General features: G+C 62.7%; 17 protein-coding genes. 8 read left to right on the top strand and 9 right to left on the bottom strand.

Going from position 1 to position 18481, the window contains the following annotated elements; all coding sequences use genetic code 11:
* Nucleotides 1-120 precede the first annotated feature (120 nt).
* The 5 genes from leuC (at nt 121) to AZG88_RS52370 (ending at nt 5052) form a co-directional block, all read left to right on the top strand.
* Nucleotides 121-1593: a 3-isopropylmalate dehydratase large subunit gene (leuC, locus tag AZG88_RS47180; protein WP_005250327.1), complete on the top strand. Its 1473-nt coding sequence runs from the start codon at nt 121-123 to the stop codon at nt 1591-1593.
* Between the two features lie 14 nt (nt 1594-1607).
* The gene (gene leuD / locus AZG88_RS47185; protein ID WP_005250326.1) at nt 1608-2198 is read left to right on the top strand and encodes a 3-isopropylmalate dehydratase small subunit; all 591 of its coding nucleotides are present in this window, start codon (nt 1608-1610) and stop codon (nt 2196-2198) included.
* 116 nt (nt 2199-2314) lie between these two features.
* Nucleotides 2315-3934, top strand: a complete 1620-nt coding sequence (locus tag AZG88_RS47190) for an AMP-binding protein (RefSeq protein WP_061045003.1) — start codon at nt 2315-2317, stop codon at nt 3932-3934.
* Nucleotides 3935-4350: 416 nt separating this feature from the next.
* Nucleotides 4351-4845 (top strand): MarR family winged helix-turn-helix transcriptional regulator, encoded by a 495-nt coding sequence (locus tag AZG88_RS47195; RefSeq protein WP_226955590.1) that lies wholly within the window; start codon nt 4351-4353, stop codon nt 4843-4845.
* 30 nt (nt 4846-4875) lie between these two features.
* A complete protein-coding gene (locus AZG88_RS52370) occupies nt 4876-5052 on the top strand; it encodes a hypothetical protein (protein ID WP_156517781.1) in 177 nt (58 codons plus the stop codon).
* On the opposite strand, the gene AZG88_RS47200 is transcribed toward AZG88_RS52370, so the two are convergent.
* The 8 genes from AZG88_RS47200 to AZG88_RS47235 all read right to left on the bottom strand — a co-directional run bounded on the left by AZG88_RS47200 (nt 5049) and on the right by AZG88_RS47235 (nt 14146).
* A complete protein-coding gene (locus tag AZG88_RS47200) occupies nt 5049-6068 on the bottom strand; it encodes a zinc-dependent alcohol dehydrogenase family protein (RefSeq protein WP_061045002.1) in 1020 nt (339 codons plus the stop codon). The two genes, AZG88_RS52370 and AZG88_RS47200, sit on opposite strands and share 4 nt — an antisense overlap.
* Nucleotides 6069-6623: 555 nt before the next feature.
* Nucleotides 6624-7553 carry an isocitrate lyase/PEP mutase family protein gene (locus AZG88_RS47205; protein WP_061045001.1) on the bottom strand — a complete coding sequence of 310 codons (930 nt, stop codon included), beginning with the start codon at nt 7551-7553 and terminating at the stop codon, nt 6624-6626.
* Between the two features lie 236 nt (nt 7554-7789).
* Nucleotides 7790-8440: an isochorismatase family protein gene (locus AZG88_RS47210; RefSeq protein WP_061045000.1), complete on the bottom strand. Its 651-nt coding sequence runs from the start codon at nt 8438-8440 to the stop codon at nt 7790-7792.
* On the bottom strand, nt 8437-10779 hold the full coding sequence (locus AZG88_RS47215; RefSeq protein WP_063819674.1) for a xanthine dehydrogenase family protein molybdopterin-binding subunit: 2343 nt from the start codon (nt 10777-10779) through the stop codon (nt 8437-8439). The genes AZG88_RS47210 and AZG88_RS47215 overlap by 4 nt, the downstream gene beginning before the upstream one ends.
* Nucleotides 10776-11318, bottom strand: coding sequence for a (2Fe-2S)-binding protein (locus AZG88_RS47220; RefSeq protein ID WP_061045009.1), 543 nt, complete (start codon nt 11316-11318; stop codon nt 10776-10778). The genes AZG88_RS47215 and AZG88_RS47220 overlap by 4 nt, the downstream gene beginning before the upstream one ends.
* A complete protein-coding gene (locus tag AZG88_RS55940) occupies nt 11293-12135 on the bottom strand; it encodes an FAD binding domain-containing protein (protein WP_005250310.1) in 843 nt (280 codons plus the stop codon). Before AZG88_RS55940 ends, AZG88_RS47220 begins: the two co-directional genes overlap by 26 nt.
* Nucleotides 12136-12188: 53 nt before the next feature.
* Nucleotides 12189-12830 carry a hypothetical protein gene (locus tag AZG88_RS47230; protein WP_143548678.1) on the bottom strand — a complete coding sequence of 214 codons (642 nt, stop codon included), beginning with the start codon at nt 12828-12830 and terminating at the stop codon, nt 12189-12191.
* A 20-nt stretch (nt 12831-12850) separates the two neighbouring features.
* Nucleotides 12851-14146 carry an FAD-dependent monooxygenase gene (locus AZG88_RS47235; RefSeq protein ID WP_025433441.1) on the bottom strand — a complete coding sequence of 432 codons (1296 nt, stop codon included), beginning with the start codon at nt 14144-14146 and terminating at the stop codon, nt 12851-12853.
* Between the two features lie 369 nt (nt 14147-14515).
* On the opposite strand from AZG88_RS47235, the gene AZG88_RS47240 reads away from it, so the two are divergent.
* The 3 genes from AZG88_RS47240 (at nt 14516) to AZG88_RS47250 (ending at nt 16905) form a co-directional block, all read left to right on the top strand.
* A complete protein-coding gene (locus AZG88_RS47240) occupies nt 14516-15508 on the top strand; it encodes a leucyl aminopeptidase (RefSeq protein WP_231914462.1) in 993 nt (330 codons plus the stop codon).
* Nucleotides 15509-15532: 24 nt separating this feature from the next.
* The gene (locus tag AZG88_RS47245) at nt 15533-16144 is read left to right on the top strand and encodes an SRPBCC family protein (RefSeq protein ID WP_061044997.1); all 612 of its coding nucleotides are present in this window, start codon (nt 15533-15535) and stop codon (nt 16142-16144) included.
* A gap of 257 nt (nt 16145-16401) precedes the next feature.
* Entirely contained in the window at nt 16402-16905 is a 504-nt protein-coding gene (locus AZG88_RS47250) for a MarR family winged helix-turn-helix transcriptional regulator (protein ID WP_226955592.1), read from the top strand.
* A gap of 226 nt (nt 16906-17131) precedes the next feature.
* On the opposite strand, the gene AZG88_RS47255 is transcribed toward AZG88_RS47250, so the two are convergent.
* Nucleotides 17132-18466, bottom strand: a complete 1335-nt coding sequence (locus AZG88_RS47255; RefSeq protein ID WP_005250298.1) for an MFS transporter — start codon at nt 18464-18466, stop codon at nt 17132-17134.
* Nucleotides 18467-18481 lie beyond the last annotated feature (15 nt).

Here is an 18481-nt window from a genome sequence, read left to right on the forward strand (position 1 = left end):
ACCTCAGCGACGCATGACACCCCGCGCTAACCCGGTAGCGCTCCCCCGCTCGCTTCCGATCGCTCTGTCGACGCGTTCCGGAGAAGGTATTCACTGGCGATCCCTGAAAGGTGACCGAGAATGAAACAGCCCACGTCGACGAGTGGTTCCGGTCGAACACTTGCAGAAAAGGTCTGGTCACGGCACGTGGTTCGCCCGGGGCCCGGTCAAGAACCAGACCTCCTGTACATCGATCTCCATCTCGTGCACGAGGTCACCAGCCCGCAAGCGTTCGAAGGCCTTCGCCTCGCCGGTCGCACGGTTCGACGACCCGACCTCACGATTGCCACTGAGGATCACAACGTTCCCACTGTCGACATCCTTGCTCCGATCGCCGACCCGATCTCCGCGACACAGATTGCCACGCTGCGCCGTAACTGTGAGGAGTTCGGCATCAAACTGTTCTCGATGGGACACGAGGGGCAGGGCATCGTGCACGTCATCGGTCCACAACTCGGACTCACTCATCCGGGAACTACCGTGGTCTGTGGCGACTCACACACCTCCACGCACGGTGCCTTCGGCGCACTCGCCTTCGGCATTGGGACGTCGGAGGTCGAACACGTCCTCGCTACCCAGACCCTGTCGATCCGGCCCTTCAAGACCATGGCCGTCGAGATCGAAGGAGAATTGCCTCCCGGCGTGACCAGCAAAGACGTCATCCTCGCCGTCATCGCTCGGATCGGTACCGGCGGCGGTGCCGGATACGTCCTCGAATACCGGGGTGAGGCGGTGAGGAAGATGTCGATGGAAGCGCGGATGACAATGTGCAACATGACTATCGAGGCGGGCGGTCGAGCGGGGATGGTTGCACCCGATGACACCACTTTCGCATACCTTCGCGGCCGCCGTTACGCGCCGAGCGGCCACGAATGGGATCGGGCAGTCGAGACGTGGCGGGAGCTACACACCGACGACGACGCCGAATTCGACCAAGTCGTCTACATCGACGCGTCCTCGTTGACGCCGTTCGTCACCTGGGGCACCAACCCCGCGCAGGGCCTTCCACTCGAATCTGCCGTACCCGATCCAGCGACCATCACGGACGAGCGTGAAGCAATCTCGGCCCGCAAGGCCCTCGACTACATGGGTCTATCGCCAGGGACCCCGTTGCGCGACATCGGTATCGACGTCGTCTTCATCGGATCCTGCACCAACGCCCGGATCGAGGATCTGCGTGCCGCCGCGTCGGTGCTCTCCGGCCGACGTATCGCCGACTCCGTCAGGATGCTCGTTGTTCCAGGATCAATGTCGGTCAAAGCCCAGGCCGAACGGGAAGGCCTCGATCGGGTGTTCACCGAGGCGGGCGCGGAATGGCGTGCGGCCGGCTGTTCGATGTGTCTCGGCATGAACCCTGACCAGCTTTCACCAGGACAGCGCAGCGCATCCACGTCCAACCGAAATTTCGAGGGGCGCCAGGGCAGGTCTGCCCGCACCCACCTGGTCTCACCGCTCGTGGCCGCCGCAACTGCGGTGCGCGGAACGCTTTCCTCGCCGACGGACCTCGTCCCCGTGAACCACGCCGAAACTCACCGACCGATCCGCGTCGGATAGGTCCAGGAGACAAGATGCACGCCTTCACCACCCACACCGGAGTCGGAACACCACTCCGCGCGTCCGATGTCGACACCGACCAAATTCTCCCCGGTGAATATCTGAAGAGAGTCACCCGAACCGGATTCGAGGACGCGTTATTCGCCACCTGGCGATCGGACCCCGGATTCATCCTCAACGTCGAGCCCTTCTCTCGCGGTAGCGTGCTTGTCGCCGGTCCCGACTTCGGAACCGGATCGTCCCGCGAACATGCGGTGTGGGCACTGATGGACTATGGGTTTCGAGTCGTGATCGCGTCCCGCTTCGGTGAAATCTTCAAGGGAAACGCATCAAAGGTGGGGCTCCTTGCCGCGACTGTCGAACAGGCTGACGTCGAACTGCTGTGGAGCAGGCTCGAGCACAGTCCGGGTATGGAACTGACGGTCGATCTTGGTGCGCGCCTGATCACTACGAATGATCTGACTGTGCCGTTCACCATCGACGACTACACCCGGTGGCGTTTGATCGAGGGCCTCGACGACATAGGATTGACTCTTCGACACGAGTTCGACATCGCCACGTTCGAGGCGAGCCGATCGACCTACACACCCGCAATCCGGCGGTGATCATTCTGCACGGCATCAGGTGCCGAACTCCCCGCAGTAGAGCTGATCCAGCTGCGGACACCGTTTTGATTTAACAGACGGATACTTGCCGGACCCCCCACTTCGAAGGATCAATCATGTCTGGGCTTGATACGCCTCTCACCCCACTTCGTTTCCTCGCTCGGGCCGCGGAGGTACACCCGAACAAGACCGCAGTGATCGACGGCGATCGCACATGGACGTACGCCGAATTCGCGGCCGATGTCACCCAACTCGCGCACGCCCTGCGCGCCTCGGGAATCCGTGTCGGCGACCGGGTGGCCTATCTTGCATCCAACAGCGCCGAAATGCTGTTCGCCCATTTCGCAGTTCCGCTGACCGGCGGCATCCTCGTCGCGATCAACACCCGGCTGTCCGCCGAGGAGATCACCTACATCTGCGATCACTCCGAGGCCAGGATCCTCATCGGTGACGCCGCACTTCTACGGGGGCTCGGCGAACACCCGAATCTCGCCACCGTCGCAGAGATCGTCGAAACCCCCAGCCAGGACGGCACCTACGAGCAGGTGCCCGGCACCACCAGCTATACGGGGCTGTTGACCCGCGGCCACGGCGAAGCCATCGCATGGGAAGTGGACGACGAGACCCGCACCATCGCGATCAACTACACCTCCGGCACCACCGGCCGCCCCAAGGGTGTCATGTATACCCACCGCGGCGCCTACCTCAATGCGCTCGGCGAGCTGCATCACCAGCGATTCGCGCTCGATACCAAGTACCTGTGGACCCTGCCGATGTTCCACTGCAACGGCTGGTGCTCGGCCTGGGCCGTCACGGCAGCGGCGGGCACCCACGTCTGCCTGCGTGCGGTCCGCGGCGACGCGATCTGGACCCTGATCGACACCGAGCACATCAATCACCTGGCAGGCGCACCCACCGTGCTCTCGCTGCTGGCGTCCGCACCACAAGCGCACCCACTCGCGAGCCCGTTGCTGATCGTCACCGCCGGCGCACCGCCGAGCCCCACGACAATCGATGAAATCCGTTCCCTCGGAGCCACGTTAGTGCACGTCTACGGTCTCACCGAGACGTACGGACCGTACTCGGTCTGTGAGGAAAAGCCCGAATGGGCCGACCTCGACCCCGGGAAGCAATCCCGTCTGCTGGCCCGGCAAGGAGTCGGCTTCCTCACGGCGGACCACCTGCGGGTGGTCCGCGAGAAGCTGGCCGATGACGGCAGCCTCACCGATGTGGACTCCGATGGCGTCGAGATGGGCGAAATCGTCATGCGCGGCAACAACGTCATGAAGGGTTACTACCGCGACCCCGCCGGCACCGCTACTGCCTTCAGCGGTGGATGGTTCCACTCCGGTGACCTCGGGGTCATGCACCCCGACGGATACGTGCAGCTACTCGACCGCGCCAAGGACGTCGTGATCTCGGGCGGAGAGAACATCTCCACCATCGAGGTCGAACAAGCGCTGATGAGTCATCCCGCCGTCGCCGACGTAGCTGTCATCGGGGTTCCCGACGAGAAATGGGGAGAACGGCCCAAAGCGTTCGTCGTCCTCAACCCTGGTACCGCCGGCAGCACCGAAGAACTCGTTGCCCACGTCAAAACCAGGATCGCCTCGTACAAGGCTCCCCGTTCGGTCGAATTCCTCGTCGAACTACCCAAAACCTCCACAGGCAAGACCCGTAAGAACGAACTTCGCGACTCCGAATGGAAGGATGCCGAAAGTCATATCCAAGGCTGAAACAAGCAAATCGCCACGATCGAATACCCAAGACAGAGGGCAACCGAGAAGTGCACCGTTGGCGTGATCGACAATGCTCCGCAACTCGTGCCGACGCCCAAGCTCGGGGCAAAGTTCGACACCGACCACTGTCCCGTGTCCAGCGTGGACCGACGACGAAGGGCACGCCCAGCAAGTGACCGAGTGACGACGCCGCCTCCCGTAATGGTCCAGCACACCAGCCAGCCGATCCTTCTATGCGGCCGCAGTTGTCATGTACCGAGAGCACACGCGCACACGACACTCCCGCCCTGCCCCCTTCGTCGAGGTCGCGTGCTGTCGCCGCTGAACCGCACGCCAATCTCACCGACACTCGAACGTGCCGAACCGTCAAGTCGAGCCAACCCGCCGTAGGTCACACATGGTTAGCTGAACCCGTGACAATCGATAGATTTGACAACACATTGAAGACGAACGATCGGAATGCGCTCGACGCTCCTCCGGACATGGTCTCCGCTCCCGGTTATCTCCTGCGGCGGCTTTACCAGGCCTACCAGTCGGCATGGCTGAAACATGTCGATCCGGTCGCTACCGGACCGCAGGCCGCCGTACTGATGGCCGTAAGGAGTAACCCTGGCGTCGAGCAGGGAGCTCTCGGAGCATCAGTCGCCGTCGACCGATCAACTATGGCAAGCATCGTCAAGCGCCTTGTGGAACGGGGCTGGCTCGAGAGGAAAAGGCCCGCCGAAGATGGGCGTAAACGACTGCTATTCCTCACCGACGCGGGCTATGAGTCAATCGACGCGATTGTCCGACGCGCCCAGGAGCTCGACATCCTTCTCATGGAGGGATATGGGCCCCTCGGCCAAGAACTGATTGTCGACCTACTGAGGTCTTTGGCAAGCCGATGGGAGACGATCGCCGAGGACTGACGTCGTCGAGACCCGTGGCGGCTATATCCCATGAATTTCATCGACCACCTCGCCGACGAGGGCATCCGGCCGTCGATCGGTTCGGTTGCCGATACGTATGGCAACGGCCTGATGGAGTGCGTGATCGGGCTCTACAAATCCGCACCTCGGTCTTCCACAGCGAGCTTTACTCGACCATCGGCGACGCTGGGTCGACTTGGTGTCTAGAAAGATATGACCACTTTGCCGAAATGCTGGCCCTTTTCCAGGTATTGCAGGGCTTCCCTCAATTGCGTGAACGGGAACCTTCTGTCGATGACCGGTTTCGCGTTGTGCAGATCAAGCGCCCTCATCAGGTCTTCCGTCATTTCGCGAGAGCCGACTGGAATGGTTGCGACACGAATTCCGCGCTCTGTTGCGACGGCCGATGAGAATTCCCCACTCAAGTTCCCGACACTCCCGACATAGCCCCCATCTTTCGTCGCACGCATCGACTGTCCGATCGTCGCCGCGCCCACCACGTCCAGTACGAGATCGACGCCGCGACCGTTGGTCAGCCTCAGAACCTCTTCTTCCCAATTGGGGTTCTTCTTGTAATTGATACCGTCGCCGGCGCCCATGTCGATCAGTCGCTGAAGCTTCGCGTCGTCGCTGGAGGTTGCGATCACACGCGCGCCGCTCATCAGTGCGATTTGTAAACCCAACACCGAAACGCCGCCACTGCCCATGATCAGGACGGTATCGCCAGTCTTGACTTGGCCGACATAAACTAATGCCTGCCAAGCCGTCGCGCCGGCACAAGGCAGGCATGCAGCTTCCTCATAGGAAAGCGATGCGGGGATCGGGAGTATGTCTTCCTGATCATAAACTGCATACTGGATGGCCGTACCGTCAACATCGGCAGACTTCGCTTTCCAGCCCCGTCTATCCTTCGTTGCGGGACCGCTGTACCAGCCTTCCATGTAAATCGGGAGAACTCTGTCACCGGCCTTGAATCGACTGACCTCGACTCCGGTTTCGATCACCTGTGCAGACCCATCGGACAGAGGCACGATGGGCAAATTAGGCTTCACAGCGTAGACGCCTTTGAGAATTTTGAGATCGCGGAAGTTAAGCGAAGCGGCTTTCATCTCGACCAAGATCTGCGTCGGTCCCACTGACGGCACCTCGCGCTCGATCTCGACAAGTCCGTCATAACCTATTTCATCGAGAACAAATGCTTTCGCAACGCGTTTGTCCGTCATCTGACTTTTCCAACTCCTGTGTGCTTCCGGTTGGGCGTAGCGTTGCTGAAATCGGCATCGGTATCGAGAATGATGCCCATCTCGTCCCAGCCGTTTGTGTTGGCTGGAGATGCGCGGGCCGGTGGCCGCATCCCCGCCGACTGCACCGTTGGCCCTGCAGATATCCGACAAGCCGTTCTCCGTACACAGCGACGCCTGGTGGAGTGCAGTCGATCGCACAGGGCTGTAACAGCAAGCGCAATAGTCGTATTGATGGAAACAATAATCCAGTCATCAACCGGGTGTCGACCGCGGGTGCAGTGCAGTACCCGCCGCGACGACTGCGGATCCGCCGTGGAACGGGCGGTTGGTCATCCGAACCGTGACCACCGCCCGCCGCCTGTGCCACAAACGCCGAGCAAGGTGCTGATGCGGGCCGATTCCCGCGTTCTATGGGAACAATCTCTGTTGGCCGGCCCGGATCTGTCGATGACCGTGCGGATGAGGCGACGGATTCCGAATCTCCAGATGTTTTGTGGGGGAAGTTCTTCGGGCCGAGCTCCACCATTGCCTTTGTTACACAGCGGGAACTGCTTCCTCGGACACGTAGCGGTTCTCGAGAGCCCGCACATCCTGCAAACCAACCACCGAAGTGAAATCCTCGAAGCTTGGAAGTCCAGCCAACGACGCCGCCGTAGGCGTGCCGTGTTCCTTCAGGTCCGCCAGGTAGGAACGTGCACGCGCGGTTGCTGCGAGCAGGGTTCCAATCGGATAAATGACCATTGCAAACTGCAGTTCTCGCATTCGCTCGAAGGTGAGAGGGGGCGTTTTCCCGCCCTCGACCCAATTGAAAACAAGAGGCATCTCGGCCGCGAGTTCTCCGGCCAGGCGCTCGATGTCTGCCTCGCTGGTCGGTGCCTCGACGAACAATGCGTCAGCGCCGGCCGCATGGTATGCCCTAGCTCGCGCAATTGCGGCTTCCACACCGTCGACTGCAATAGCGTCGGTACGTGCGATCAGTACCGTGTCCGGATTGCGCCGTGCGTCCACGGCCGAATGAATCTTGCCGATCATCTCGCCTGCCGACACGAGTGCCTTGCCACTCATGTGCCCGCACTTCTTCGGGTTCACCTGATCCTCGAGTTGAATCGCAGCAGCCCCGGCCTGTTCATAGACACTCACAGTTCGAGCTACGTTGACGACGTTTCCATATCCGGTGTCAGCATCAGCGATGACAGGGATATCGACGGCGGAAACCAAGCGACGTGTTTGATCAGCCATTTCGGTTCCCGTCAGCAGGCCGACATCCGGCATCCCCAGCAGCGACGCCGTCGCACCGAAACCGGTCAAGTAGACAGCGTCGAATCCCGCAAGTTCGATCAACCGCGCCGTGAGTGCGTCGTATGCGCCGGGGGCGATCACAGGTCCGGTTCGCGGTGCTTCCTCGAGCGCCTGTCGCAACCGACGAGGCGCCGGTACCGTCTCCCGACTCAACATGTTGGCCATGCTGTTCCCTTTCGCTAGATGTCTTGCACGCATTGGAATTTGACGTGAAATAGATGGGGCGAGCAACAGCGCCACGCCGTGGATCAGGGCATCGAGATGACACGACACGCTTTGCGGCGGACCGGTCTACCGATGTGTAAGAGCTGACCTCTCTGCCAGTCAACGAGATACGCGGCTGTCAGTCGCGTCGCGTGCCCGTGACACGTCCTCGTTCACGTCTGGCACTGGTTGCAGTACTAGCCTTCAAGGCCGGGCAGAGCGGCAACCCGGGCGATGGCCTCATCCAGATGGCATACGTCCGCATACTTCGCATCGAGGTCGCGGAGGTTCGACTCGTGCAGCTCCGGACTCCGGTCGGCACACGTCTCGCGAACCACCTGGGGCCTGAAACCGTGGTTGAGGGCATCGGTGGCCGTAGCCCGCACGCAACCGGATGTGGATACGCCGCCGACCAGGACGGTGTCCACGCCGGCAGTGTGCAGAGTCGATGCCAAGGAGGTTCCGAAGAAGGAACTCGCATAGTTCTTCGTTATGCGCACGTCTCCGGGTTCGGGCTGCAGCACAAGTTTGCCACCGCGCTCGGGAGCACCCTTTGCGAATGCGGCCAGTCCCGGCACTTTCTTGCCGAACAGGCCCGCGTCCGACATCGTCTCGTCGTACCTGACATCCGTCCAGACGATGGGAAAGCCCGCTCGACGCATGACACCGACGAGCGCTTCCGTCGCTTCGACCACTGCCTCCATCCCGGGCAGCGCAAACATTCCGTCCGCATCGGTGTACGCATGCACGAGATCCACGACGATGAACGCCGGACGGCGCCCCCATCCCACTCGCCCGGAGAAGGGCGCGGTGTGCGAAACAGTTGCGGCATTTTCGGCTCGGGTCACGACGCGGTCTCCACTCTTGACAGCCGGCTCAGCAGCAACTGAGCCTGTTTCTGCACTCCCTCGGGATGCATCGGGAGCTCGTTGAACTCCGATTCCAGGGCATTCGTGACCGCATTCGCCAGGCATGCGCCGGCCGCGATGGTTCCACCCTCGCCGACTCCCTTCGCACCGATGATGCCGTCCGGCGCCGCGACCGGAAGATGCCGGACGGTAACGTTCGTCAGCTCGCTCGCCGTCGGCATCAGGTAGTCCATGAAGGACCCGGCCAGAGGCTGTCCCTCACTGTCGTACTGGAACGACTCGTAGAGAGCCCCGGCGATACCCTGGGCGATGGCCCCCTTGGTCTGCCCGTCGACGACAAGAGGATTGATGACCCGGCCACAATCTTCGGCCACGACCCAGTCGAGAACCTTCACGAAGCCTGTCTCGGGATCCACCTCCACGCGGCAAGCGTGTGTGGCGTACGAGTACAGGACGGTCTCGGCCTCATACGTCCGGCCGAGCGTGTAGCGCCCCTCCGGTGCCTTGGCCGCCAAGCTCCGAACAGATTCGGACACCGTCGGGTCATCGACCACGGAGACCAGACCGGTGCGGATCTGCAGGCGATCAACCGGAACATCGAGCAGTGCCGCCGCGTCCTCCAGCAGGCGACCCTTGAGTTCCTCGCCGGCCGTGACGATCGCCCCGGCGGTAACCGACGCACTCCGCGAGGAGCCGGTACCTGTTCCGTCAACCTCGCCGGAACCCGTGTCACTCTGGATCACGTCGATGTCGTCGTAGTCGATCCCACTGGCGTCGGCCAGGACCTGCGAATAGGTCGTCGCACTGCCCTGTCCGATGGACGGGCTCGACGTCCAGATCTTGGTGCGCCCATCCTGCCCGAGGCTGAGCTGGCAGCTGTCCCATCCCTTCATCGCCGTCATGCCGCGCTGCTTGAAGAGCTTGGAGTTGTTCCCTGTCCACTCCACATAGGTGGCGATGCCCAGGCCCAGAATCTTCCCGTCGTCACGAGCCGCCGCCTGCTCTGCCGCGAAGTCGTCCACACGCAGCATTTCGGCAGCCGCCTCGAGAGCAGCCGGGTAGTTACCGCAGTCGTACTTCTGGTCCGTGACCGTCGTGTAAGGAAGTTCCTCCGGCGTGATCAGGTTTCGCCGGCGGATCTCGACGGCGCTGATCCCGACCTCCTTGGCGAGAATGTCCATGATCCGCTCGTGGATCAACGTGGAGACGGGTAGTCCGACGCCACGGTACGGTCCCGCCGGGCAGGTATTCGTGGTGACGGCCCGCCCGCGGGCACGATAGTTCGACAGACGGTACGGGCCCGGGGTCATGGAAAGGACCCCGGCCGTCTCGAGCACGTGGGTGATCGGGAAGACCGAGTACGCCCCACCATTGCCCAGGGAGTCCAACTCGATCGCGAGCAAGTTGCCGTCGGCGTCCGCCGCAGCACGAACCTTGACCTCGAAGTCGCGTGCGTGCGCCGAGGCGATGAGATTTTCCGCGCGGTCCTCGACCCACTTGACGGATCGATCGAGCTTGACGGCCAGCCAGGCCACCACGAGCTCCTCGGGGGAGACCACACTCTTGAGCCCGAACCCACCTCCGATGTCGGGGCACTTGACTCGCACCCGGAACCCGAAGAGGTCCCTGACGCATTCCATGAGCGCATGCGGGAACTGGGTCGAGGACCAGAGCACGACTTCACCGTCCTCGACGTACGCCGCTGCACCGCGCCCCTCCATCGGCGACGGAACAACCCGCGGGTGCCGGAAGACGCGCTCGACGACATGGGCGGCCTCGTCGAAGGCCCCGTCCGGGTCACCCACTTCGATCAGGCGGTCGAAGAGCACGTTCGAGGTGATCTCCTCGGACTCGTGCAGGATCGGCTTGGACGGATCCAGCGCATCGGCGATGTGGCTCACGACCGGTAAGGGTTCGATGTCGACGTCCACCTGACCGGCGGCATCTTCGGCGATGTAGCGGGAGGTCGCCACGACCGCGGCGATAGGTTCGCCCACGTAACGCACCCGCTCGTGCGGGAGAATGGGACGCGGAGGCTTGCTCGCGTTCGCGACAGGCGTCACCAGGTCGGGGACGTCGCCGAGGTCTTCGCGCGTGAAGACACCCACCACTCCTTCCATGGCTGCCGCATGCTCGCTCCGGATCTCCTTGATGACGCCGTGCGCGATGGTGCTCCGCACATACACGACATGGAGTACGTCGCCGGGCAACCGGACATCGTCCAGGAAGGTTGCGGTACCGGTGAGGAGTGGGCGGTCTTCGACGCGAAGTGTTGCCCGTCCCACCATCCCCGAGTGTTGTTCAGGACTGGCATTCATGACATCGACTCCCCCGAAACCTGTTCGGATGGAAGGTTATCCGTGGAACCGCTCGACTTTCGGGCGGCACGCAACGTGTCGAGAGCCTGTGTCACCGCTTTCACGATGCTCTCGTATCCGGTACACCGGCAGAGGTTGCCCGAGAGTGCCTCGCGAATTTCTTCCTCCGTGAATTCCTTGTTCTCGAGGAGCAGCGGCTGCAGGGCCATCAGGAAACCTGGCGTGCAAAAGCCACACTGAAGAGCATGATTCTCGTGGAAGGCCTGTTGGAGCACAGTCCAGTCGTCGTCTGTGCCTGCCACGGCCTCGACCGTTCTGACGTGGCAACCTTCGGCCTGGACTGCGAACATCAGACACGACCGAACGGGCGAGCCGTCGACCTCCACCGTGCACGCGCCACACACGCCGTGCTCGCACCCGACATGGGTGCCGGTGAGTCCGGCTTCGTGTCTGATGAAGTCCGACAGAAGCGTCCGCGGCTCGACTTCTGCAGTGAAGTCTTTCCCGTTCAAGCTAGTGGTCATGGCGCGGAGTTGCATCGCGGCCCTCCTTTGCTCTTTCGACTGCTTTGTTTATCGCCCGGCGCACGACCACCCCGATGAGTGATCGTCGGTACTCTGCGGAGCCATGAAGATCTCCCGTGGGTTCGCTGGCTTCGCACGCAAGTTGAACAGCCGCCTCGACAGCAGCATCGTCGATGACGCTTCCTGTCAGGCGTTCTTCGGCTCGGGGGACCCGCAACGGTGTCTGCGCCGCCCCGAGAAGCGAGATCCTGGCGTCCGAGCACCTGCCCTGCTCGACCGTGAGGACGACGGCTGAACCGGCAAGGCCGAAGTCTCCGTTCCGTCGTGAGATCTCCTCGAATGCGAACCCGTGACCGGCGGGGAGCGGAGGTACACGGACCTCGACGAGTAGTTCGTCCGGCTCCAAAGCTGTGGTCATCGTTCCCACGAAGAAGTCCTGCGCGGAGATGCACCGCTCGCCCCGGCTGCTGGAACGCGCCACGATGGTCGCATTCAGGGCGGTCAATGCGACCGGCAGCTCGGCAGCCGAATCGGCGTGTGAAACGCTGCCACCGATTGTTCCCCTGTTTCTGATCGCGGCATGCGCCACCCAGTGGACAGCCTCTTTCAACAGCGGCCATCGGCGCTCGATCAGCCGGGACTTCTCGAGGGTGGCATGCCTGGTCAGGGCACCTATTTGCAGGTATCCGTCAACGGATCTGAGGTACGCGAGATCGATCAATCGATTGATGTCGATCAGGCGCTCAGGCGATGCCATACGGAAGTTCAGCACCGGGATGAGGCTCTGGCCCCCGGCAAGTATCTTCGACTCATCCGGATCCTCGGCGAGCATACGGAGCGCTTCGTCAACGCTGTCCGGCCGCAGGTAATCGAATCTTGAAGGCTTCACGAGCCCGCACCCCGCAATCGTCCGTCGCCCCGAACCGCGCGGATCGCACGCCAGATCAAGTAGGTGAACAAGGCTGTCCCTCCGAAGGTACCGAGTGGGAGAATGACCCGCTTCAACCTGGGGTCGACGAGAGTTTTCGCGGCCCCGGGCTCCACCGCAAGCGGTGCCGGGTTCTGATGCGCTGCAGCGCCGGGAGCCCGCCAGGTTCTTCCGGTGTCCTCGCCGAGCAGCGCAACGGCCCTGGTGCCGAATTCCGAGAGCCTGGCGGAGACGGTCCGCTCGATCTCCGCGTGGGAGCGGCGGTTGCCGATTCCTGCCATGCTGAGACAGGAGTTCATCACGAGCGCACTCCCCTCGCCCTCGACGGTTACATCCACGTCCACGATCAGGGACGCAAGGCCCCGTCCATCGACCTGACGCGCCAGCGCCTCGTACCGCAGACTGCGTCCATCCGAGTCGAAGTCGATGAGGCGCAGCCCGAACTGATAAGTGGCCACCGCTGCTGGGTCGTCGCTGGTGAAAGTGCCCCGCAGCAGTTCATCGGCGACGCCGGTTTCCAGCTTCACGTCAGGAACGCACTCGGCCAGAAACTCTCGGTCGGCGAGAGCGTTGAGCGCCTGGTCGCTCGACACAGGCAATGTCGCATGAAACGGAGTGATCATTCGTCCTGCAATCTCGCAAGAGCCGGGCGGTCCCCCTTGCTGAAGACATACGCGGGAGACATCGGCTCGTGCCTTCCGTTCCAGAGCCACTCGTAGGAGACGTCCGACTCTCCCTCGAATCTTGCCAGCTTCTCATCCCGGAGCTCCTGCTCGGGTCCGTCGGGCAGCTGGTAGAGGTGGGCGTTCTGCGCCGAGGCCTCCTGCACCATCCCTGCACGCTTGGCGCGCTTTGCGCCGTAGCGCAGCAGCGCAGCGGAGATCTGGTCCTTGTCGACGACGGCGAGTTCCTCTGCGAGCACGGCCGCATCCTCGATCGCCTGCGAGGCACCCTGAGCCTGGAACGGCACCATCGCATGTGCGGCATCGCCGAGGAGCCCGACATGCCCCTGGACCCAGACCGGATTGCACCGGTGCGCGAAGAGGGCCCACTTGAGGATCGGCCCCTCGGCCTTCTCCAGGATCGAAGCGATCCGCGAGTCCCAGTCGCCGAATGCCCTGATGAATTCCTCGGCTGTCGTCTCCTCGGTCCAGCCCTTGTCCAGGTTCACATCACTGGAGAGGGCCGCAGCCACGTTCAGGTACTCCCCACCACGAATGAAGTAGTGGACCAGATGCCTACCAGGGCCGTACCACATCGTCGAATGGAAACTGTCCCACAGGAAGCGGGTAGCAGGGTCCGCCTTCAACTTCTCACCCGGCACCATCGCCCGGAACACCATCTGCCCGGAGAAGAGGAGGTCCTCCTCCTCGCTCATACCCATGGCGGCACGCACCCGTGAATGCACTCCGTCAGCTCCGATGAGGACATCACCCTCGTATCGGCGGCCGTCCTCGGTGATTGCCACCGGAAGCGCCGGGTTCGACTGGTCGGCGGTAGCCACCTTCGAGTTCGTGTGCAGGTCGACAACAGGTCCGGGCAACGTGGGATCCGAGCACACATCGACGAGCATCTGGTGAAGGTCCGCGCGGTGGAAGTGCCAGTACGGCGCCCCGAACTCTTGCCACAGGGTGTCGCCGAGCGGCCGACTGGCCAGGATCTTGCCGTCGCTCCACCGTCGACGCACCTGGCTGGTCGGTTGCGTCTTGATCGCTTCCAGCTGGGGCCGCAGGCCGGCGTTGATCAGGATCCGGCTCGCGTTGGGCGCAGTCTGGATGCCGGCACCGACCTCCCCGAGTTCGTTGGCCTGCTCCAGCACGGTGACCTTCATGCCGACACTGCGCAGCAGGTAGGCCGCGGTGAGACCACCGAGGCCTCCGCCCGCGATGACGACTCTGTGAATATGGTTGCTCAATGGAACCTCCTGAAACAAGGTGGGTGCCGTGCCGAGGTTCTGATGACTACCTCCCAGGACGACTATCTCACCTAGATAGTACGCACACTGACGAGTTTCGCAATAGATGTCTCGACACTCGCCATCCTCGAACGAAAAACCCCACCCCCCGACCCTCCCCGCCTCGCGTAATTGACAGCTCTGAAACACGCCTCACAGTGCGGAGACTTCGAGCAGGCCGCCATACCGCTTGACAAAACATTGACGGCAAACAAACATCGGATCCAATGCGATAGTCCGTGTACGAATTACTACCTCACGAGAGGGGTCTTCACGATGAATCCGACTGCCTTCAACGAGCTTTGCCTGGAGGAACTGAAGCTTTGCGGAGTGAACGAGTCAGAGACGATCGCCGTTCTGACACGCGGTGACGAGAGGACCGCCTACGCAGACTCCTTCATGTGGGCGGCGCAGCGTCTGGGCGCCCAGACATACCACTTGCGCTTGCCGGCCCCCAGCGACCCGGCTGGTGCCTGGCAGGTCGGCGACGTGGGGCTCGGTTCCAACCCGCTCGCCGTCGATGCATTGAAGAATGCCGACATGGTCGTCGACTGTGCGCTGATGCTCTTCAGCCCCGAGCAATTCGAGATCCAGGGTGCCGGCACACGCGTCCTTTCCGCGATCGAACCTGTGCCGGTCCTGGCACGTCTCTTCCCGACGCAGGAACTGCGAGACCGCGTCGAGCTCTCCCAGAAGTACCTGGCCGAGGCGAAGTCCCTTCGTATTACCAATGACCTCGGCACCGACGTCACCTACCGCCTCGGAAAGTACCCGGCGATGGCCGAGTACGGCTACACGGACACACCCGGCCGCTGGGATCACTGGGGCTGCGGGTTCGCCTTCACCGGCGCCTACGACGACGGTGTGGACGGCACAATCGTCCTCAGCCCGGGTGACATCATCCATCCCTTCGACACCTACGTGCAGTCGCCGGTCAAGTTCACGATCGAGAAAGGCTTCATCGTGGACATCCGAGGGGTCGACGGGCATTCCGGCCTCGATTCCGACTTCGTCAAGGCACACATCGACGGTTTCGCCGATCCGCGCGGCTTCGGCATGAGCCATGTGGGTTGGGGCCTCGACGAGCGCGCGCGCTGGCATGGGATGGTGCAGGATCCCAACGTGATCGGGGTCGAGACCCGTTCGTACTATGGCAACGTAATGATCTCCACCGGGCCCAACAACGAGCTCGGCGGCCCCAACGACACGCCGTGCCACATGGACATTCCGATGCGCAACTGCTCGCTGTACCTCGACGACGAACTGATCGTCGACAGAGGCGACCTCGCGGTCCCCGAGCTCCGGCCCGCGTCGCGCCGCTGACACGACAAGACCCAGGAGAGCATCATGGAACTGACCAACACGTTCACCATCGAGGCGCCGATCGACGATGTGTGGAGGGCGTTCAACGATCCGGAGTTCGTCGCACCCTGCTTCCCGGGTGCAGACCTGACCGAGTACACAGGTGACTCGTTCACGGGCGGTGTGCGAGTCAAGCTCGGCCCCGTCTCGTTGAAGTACAAAGGCGCCGGGGTCTACATCAAGCGTGACGAGTCGAGCCGACGCCTGGTGATCGAGGCCGAGGGGCGAGACACCAGCGGCAATGGATCCGCGCGCGCGGTCGTCACGGGCTTTATGGAGTCCGCCGGTGCCGCGCGGACCAATGTCACCATGGTGACCGATCTCAACATCACCGGACGGCCGGCACAGTTCGGCCGCGGCATCATGTCGGACGTCGCCGACAAGATCATCGGCCAGTTCGCCGCACGGCTGGCCGACAAGCTCAACGGGGCCACGGGCGAGCCGGGTGCCTCAGCCAATGCGTCGGAGGAAGAGGATTCGCTCAACATCCTCGGCGCTGCGGCGGGCCCGGCACTCCGTGTGGCTGCGCTGGCGACGGTGGCGACAGTGGTGATTGTTCTCGGGTACCGACTCGTCCGTGGACGGGTCCGGTCGTGAGACGTGGTTCGCGAGGTCTGACCCTCGAAACGTCGAGTCGGGGGTACAGGCGTTCCTCGGCCCTCTGGCCGCGTTGCGACGCCGGTTCTCGAAGTTGAGGTACCGGGTGGGGCTGCTGAATCCGACTCCGTATCACGGACTTTACTGGTCGTCGAGGCGGCAAGTCGAGTCCGGGCCGGGCGATCGATATGACGATCGATGCACTCAAATGCCGGGGGAGCCATCCAGCAACCGACAGGCAGGCGTACCCTCCGCCCATGGCCAAGCAGCGAGAGACTCCGGCTATGAACCATCACGATCAGAAGCGTGAGTACCCAACCCCACCCGACATGATGTCGGCACCGGGGCACCTTCTTCGTCGTCTCAACCAGGCATACCAAGCGGCTTGGCTCGCCCATGTCGACACGACGACAACCGGACCACAGGTGGCAGTCCTCATGGCCATCCGCACCTACCCGGGAGTCGAACAGGGGATGGTCGGAGCTTCCATCTCGTTGGATCGATCGACCATGGCCAGCATCGTCACCCGTTTGGAAGAGCGCGGACTGATCTCTCGGATCCGCCCTGCCGACGACGGGCGCAAGCGGCTCCTGTACCTCACCGACGAGGGCAAGGCGGCCGTGAAGGATCTGGTCGGACGTGCGCAGAAGTTGGACGGCCTGCTCATGGAGGGCTTCGGTCCCCTGGGGATGGACATTGTCGTTTCGATGATGGATTCCCTCGCGCAGCGCTGGGAGGACGTCGCTGACCGACAGGGCTGATCCGGTGTCAGCCCTGGTGTCGCAGGTCAGAACTTCGATTCTGGCCCCGACACCTGACCGGTGGCGTCACGGTGTCCGGCCAAGTCGTCCAGGGACTTCTCGCCATGGCTCTCCAGAAGTGCCCTGAGGACGAACACGTCGTCGATGTCATCCGCCGTTCAACCCCAAGTGCCCCGAGCCAATGGGCTCGGGGCACTTGGGGCGTCGCCGGCGTGTCGACCTCTAGCTAGTCCGCGAGTTCATGCTTGCGGGTGTCGCCGAGGCTGTAGCAGGCGATCGCGCTGATCAGGCAGAAGACCCCGACCATGATTCCGACCGACACCACGTGCATGCCGCCTCCGACCATTGCCGCTGCGACGAGCGGCCCCAGGCCACCGCCGATCAGGCCGGCGAACTGGTATGCCACAGACGCACCGGTGTACCGGTGCCGGGTAGGGAACACCTCGGAGAGAATCGACCCGACCACGCCGAGCGTTGCGGCGTTCAAGAAGCTCATCCCCACGATGAAGAGCAGGAAAATGACCCACGTTTGGCCCGTTCCCACCATCGGGAATGTGAAGAACGAGAAGACACCGAAGGCCAGGCAGGCCGGAACGTAGATCGCCCTACGTCCGATCCTGTCGGAGAGTGCACCGAGCACGGGGACCATCGCCATCATGCCCAGCAACGAGATCATCATGGCATTGAGGAAGACCTGCCTCGGCAACCCCAACTCCGTTGTTGCATAGGTAATCACGTAGGTCGTCAGGATCGCCTGCGCCATGAACGGCCCCGTGTAGGTCAGGATGCTGACGACGGTGCGGCCTGGCTGTTCCTTGATCAGGGAAAAAATCGGCAACCGCCGCTCGGACTCTGCCGGCGCCTCCTTCTTTGCTTCCAGGAAAACCGGAGACTCCTCGACCTTCAGTCGGATGTACATGCCGACGATCACCAGCGCGATCGACGCCACGAACGGGATACGCCACCCGAACGATTCGAACTGCTCCTCGGAAAGGAAGCCGAGAGCAGCGAACGACGCATAGGCCAGGAATACACCGCATGCCGAGCCCATGGCAACGGCGGTGGCGGAGAAACCTCGCTTCTTCTTGCCGGCGTGCTCGACCGCCATCAGCACAGCACCGCCCCACTCACCACCAACCGCGACACCCTGCACCACGCGCAGCACGATGAGGAGGATCGGTGCCAGGATGCCGATCTTTGTCGACGGTGGCAACAACCCGGTGAGGAACGTGCTCACACCCATGACCGCCATCGTGGCGACCAACACGGATTTGCGGCCGTACCGATCGCCGTAGTGACCACCGATGATGCCCCCCAGCGGTCGGGCAGCGTAACCGATCGCAAGTGTCGCGAACGAGAACACGATGCCCATGGCGGAGGGAACCCCGGCAAAGAAGACCTGGGGAAACACCAACGCCGCCGCCGTACCGTAGACGATGAAGTCGAAGAACTCGATGGTGGTCCCGACGAAACTCGCGGCATAGATCCGGGCGGCCTGCCCACGGGGGAACGCGACCCCCTCCGCTTCGGACTCGATGGTCCGCGCATCATTGACTTCCACCCTGTGCCTCCTTCA

This window comes from Rhodococcus sp. LB1 (genome assembly GCF_001583455.1).
Taxonomy (GTDB): Bacteria; Actinomycetota; Actinomycetes; order Mycobacteriales; family Mycobacteriaceae; genus Rhodococcus_F; species Rhodococcus_F opacus.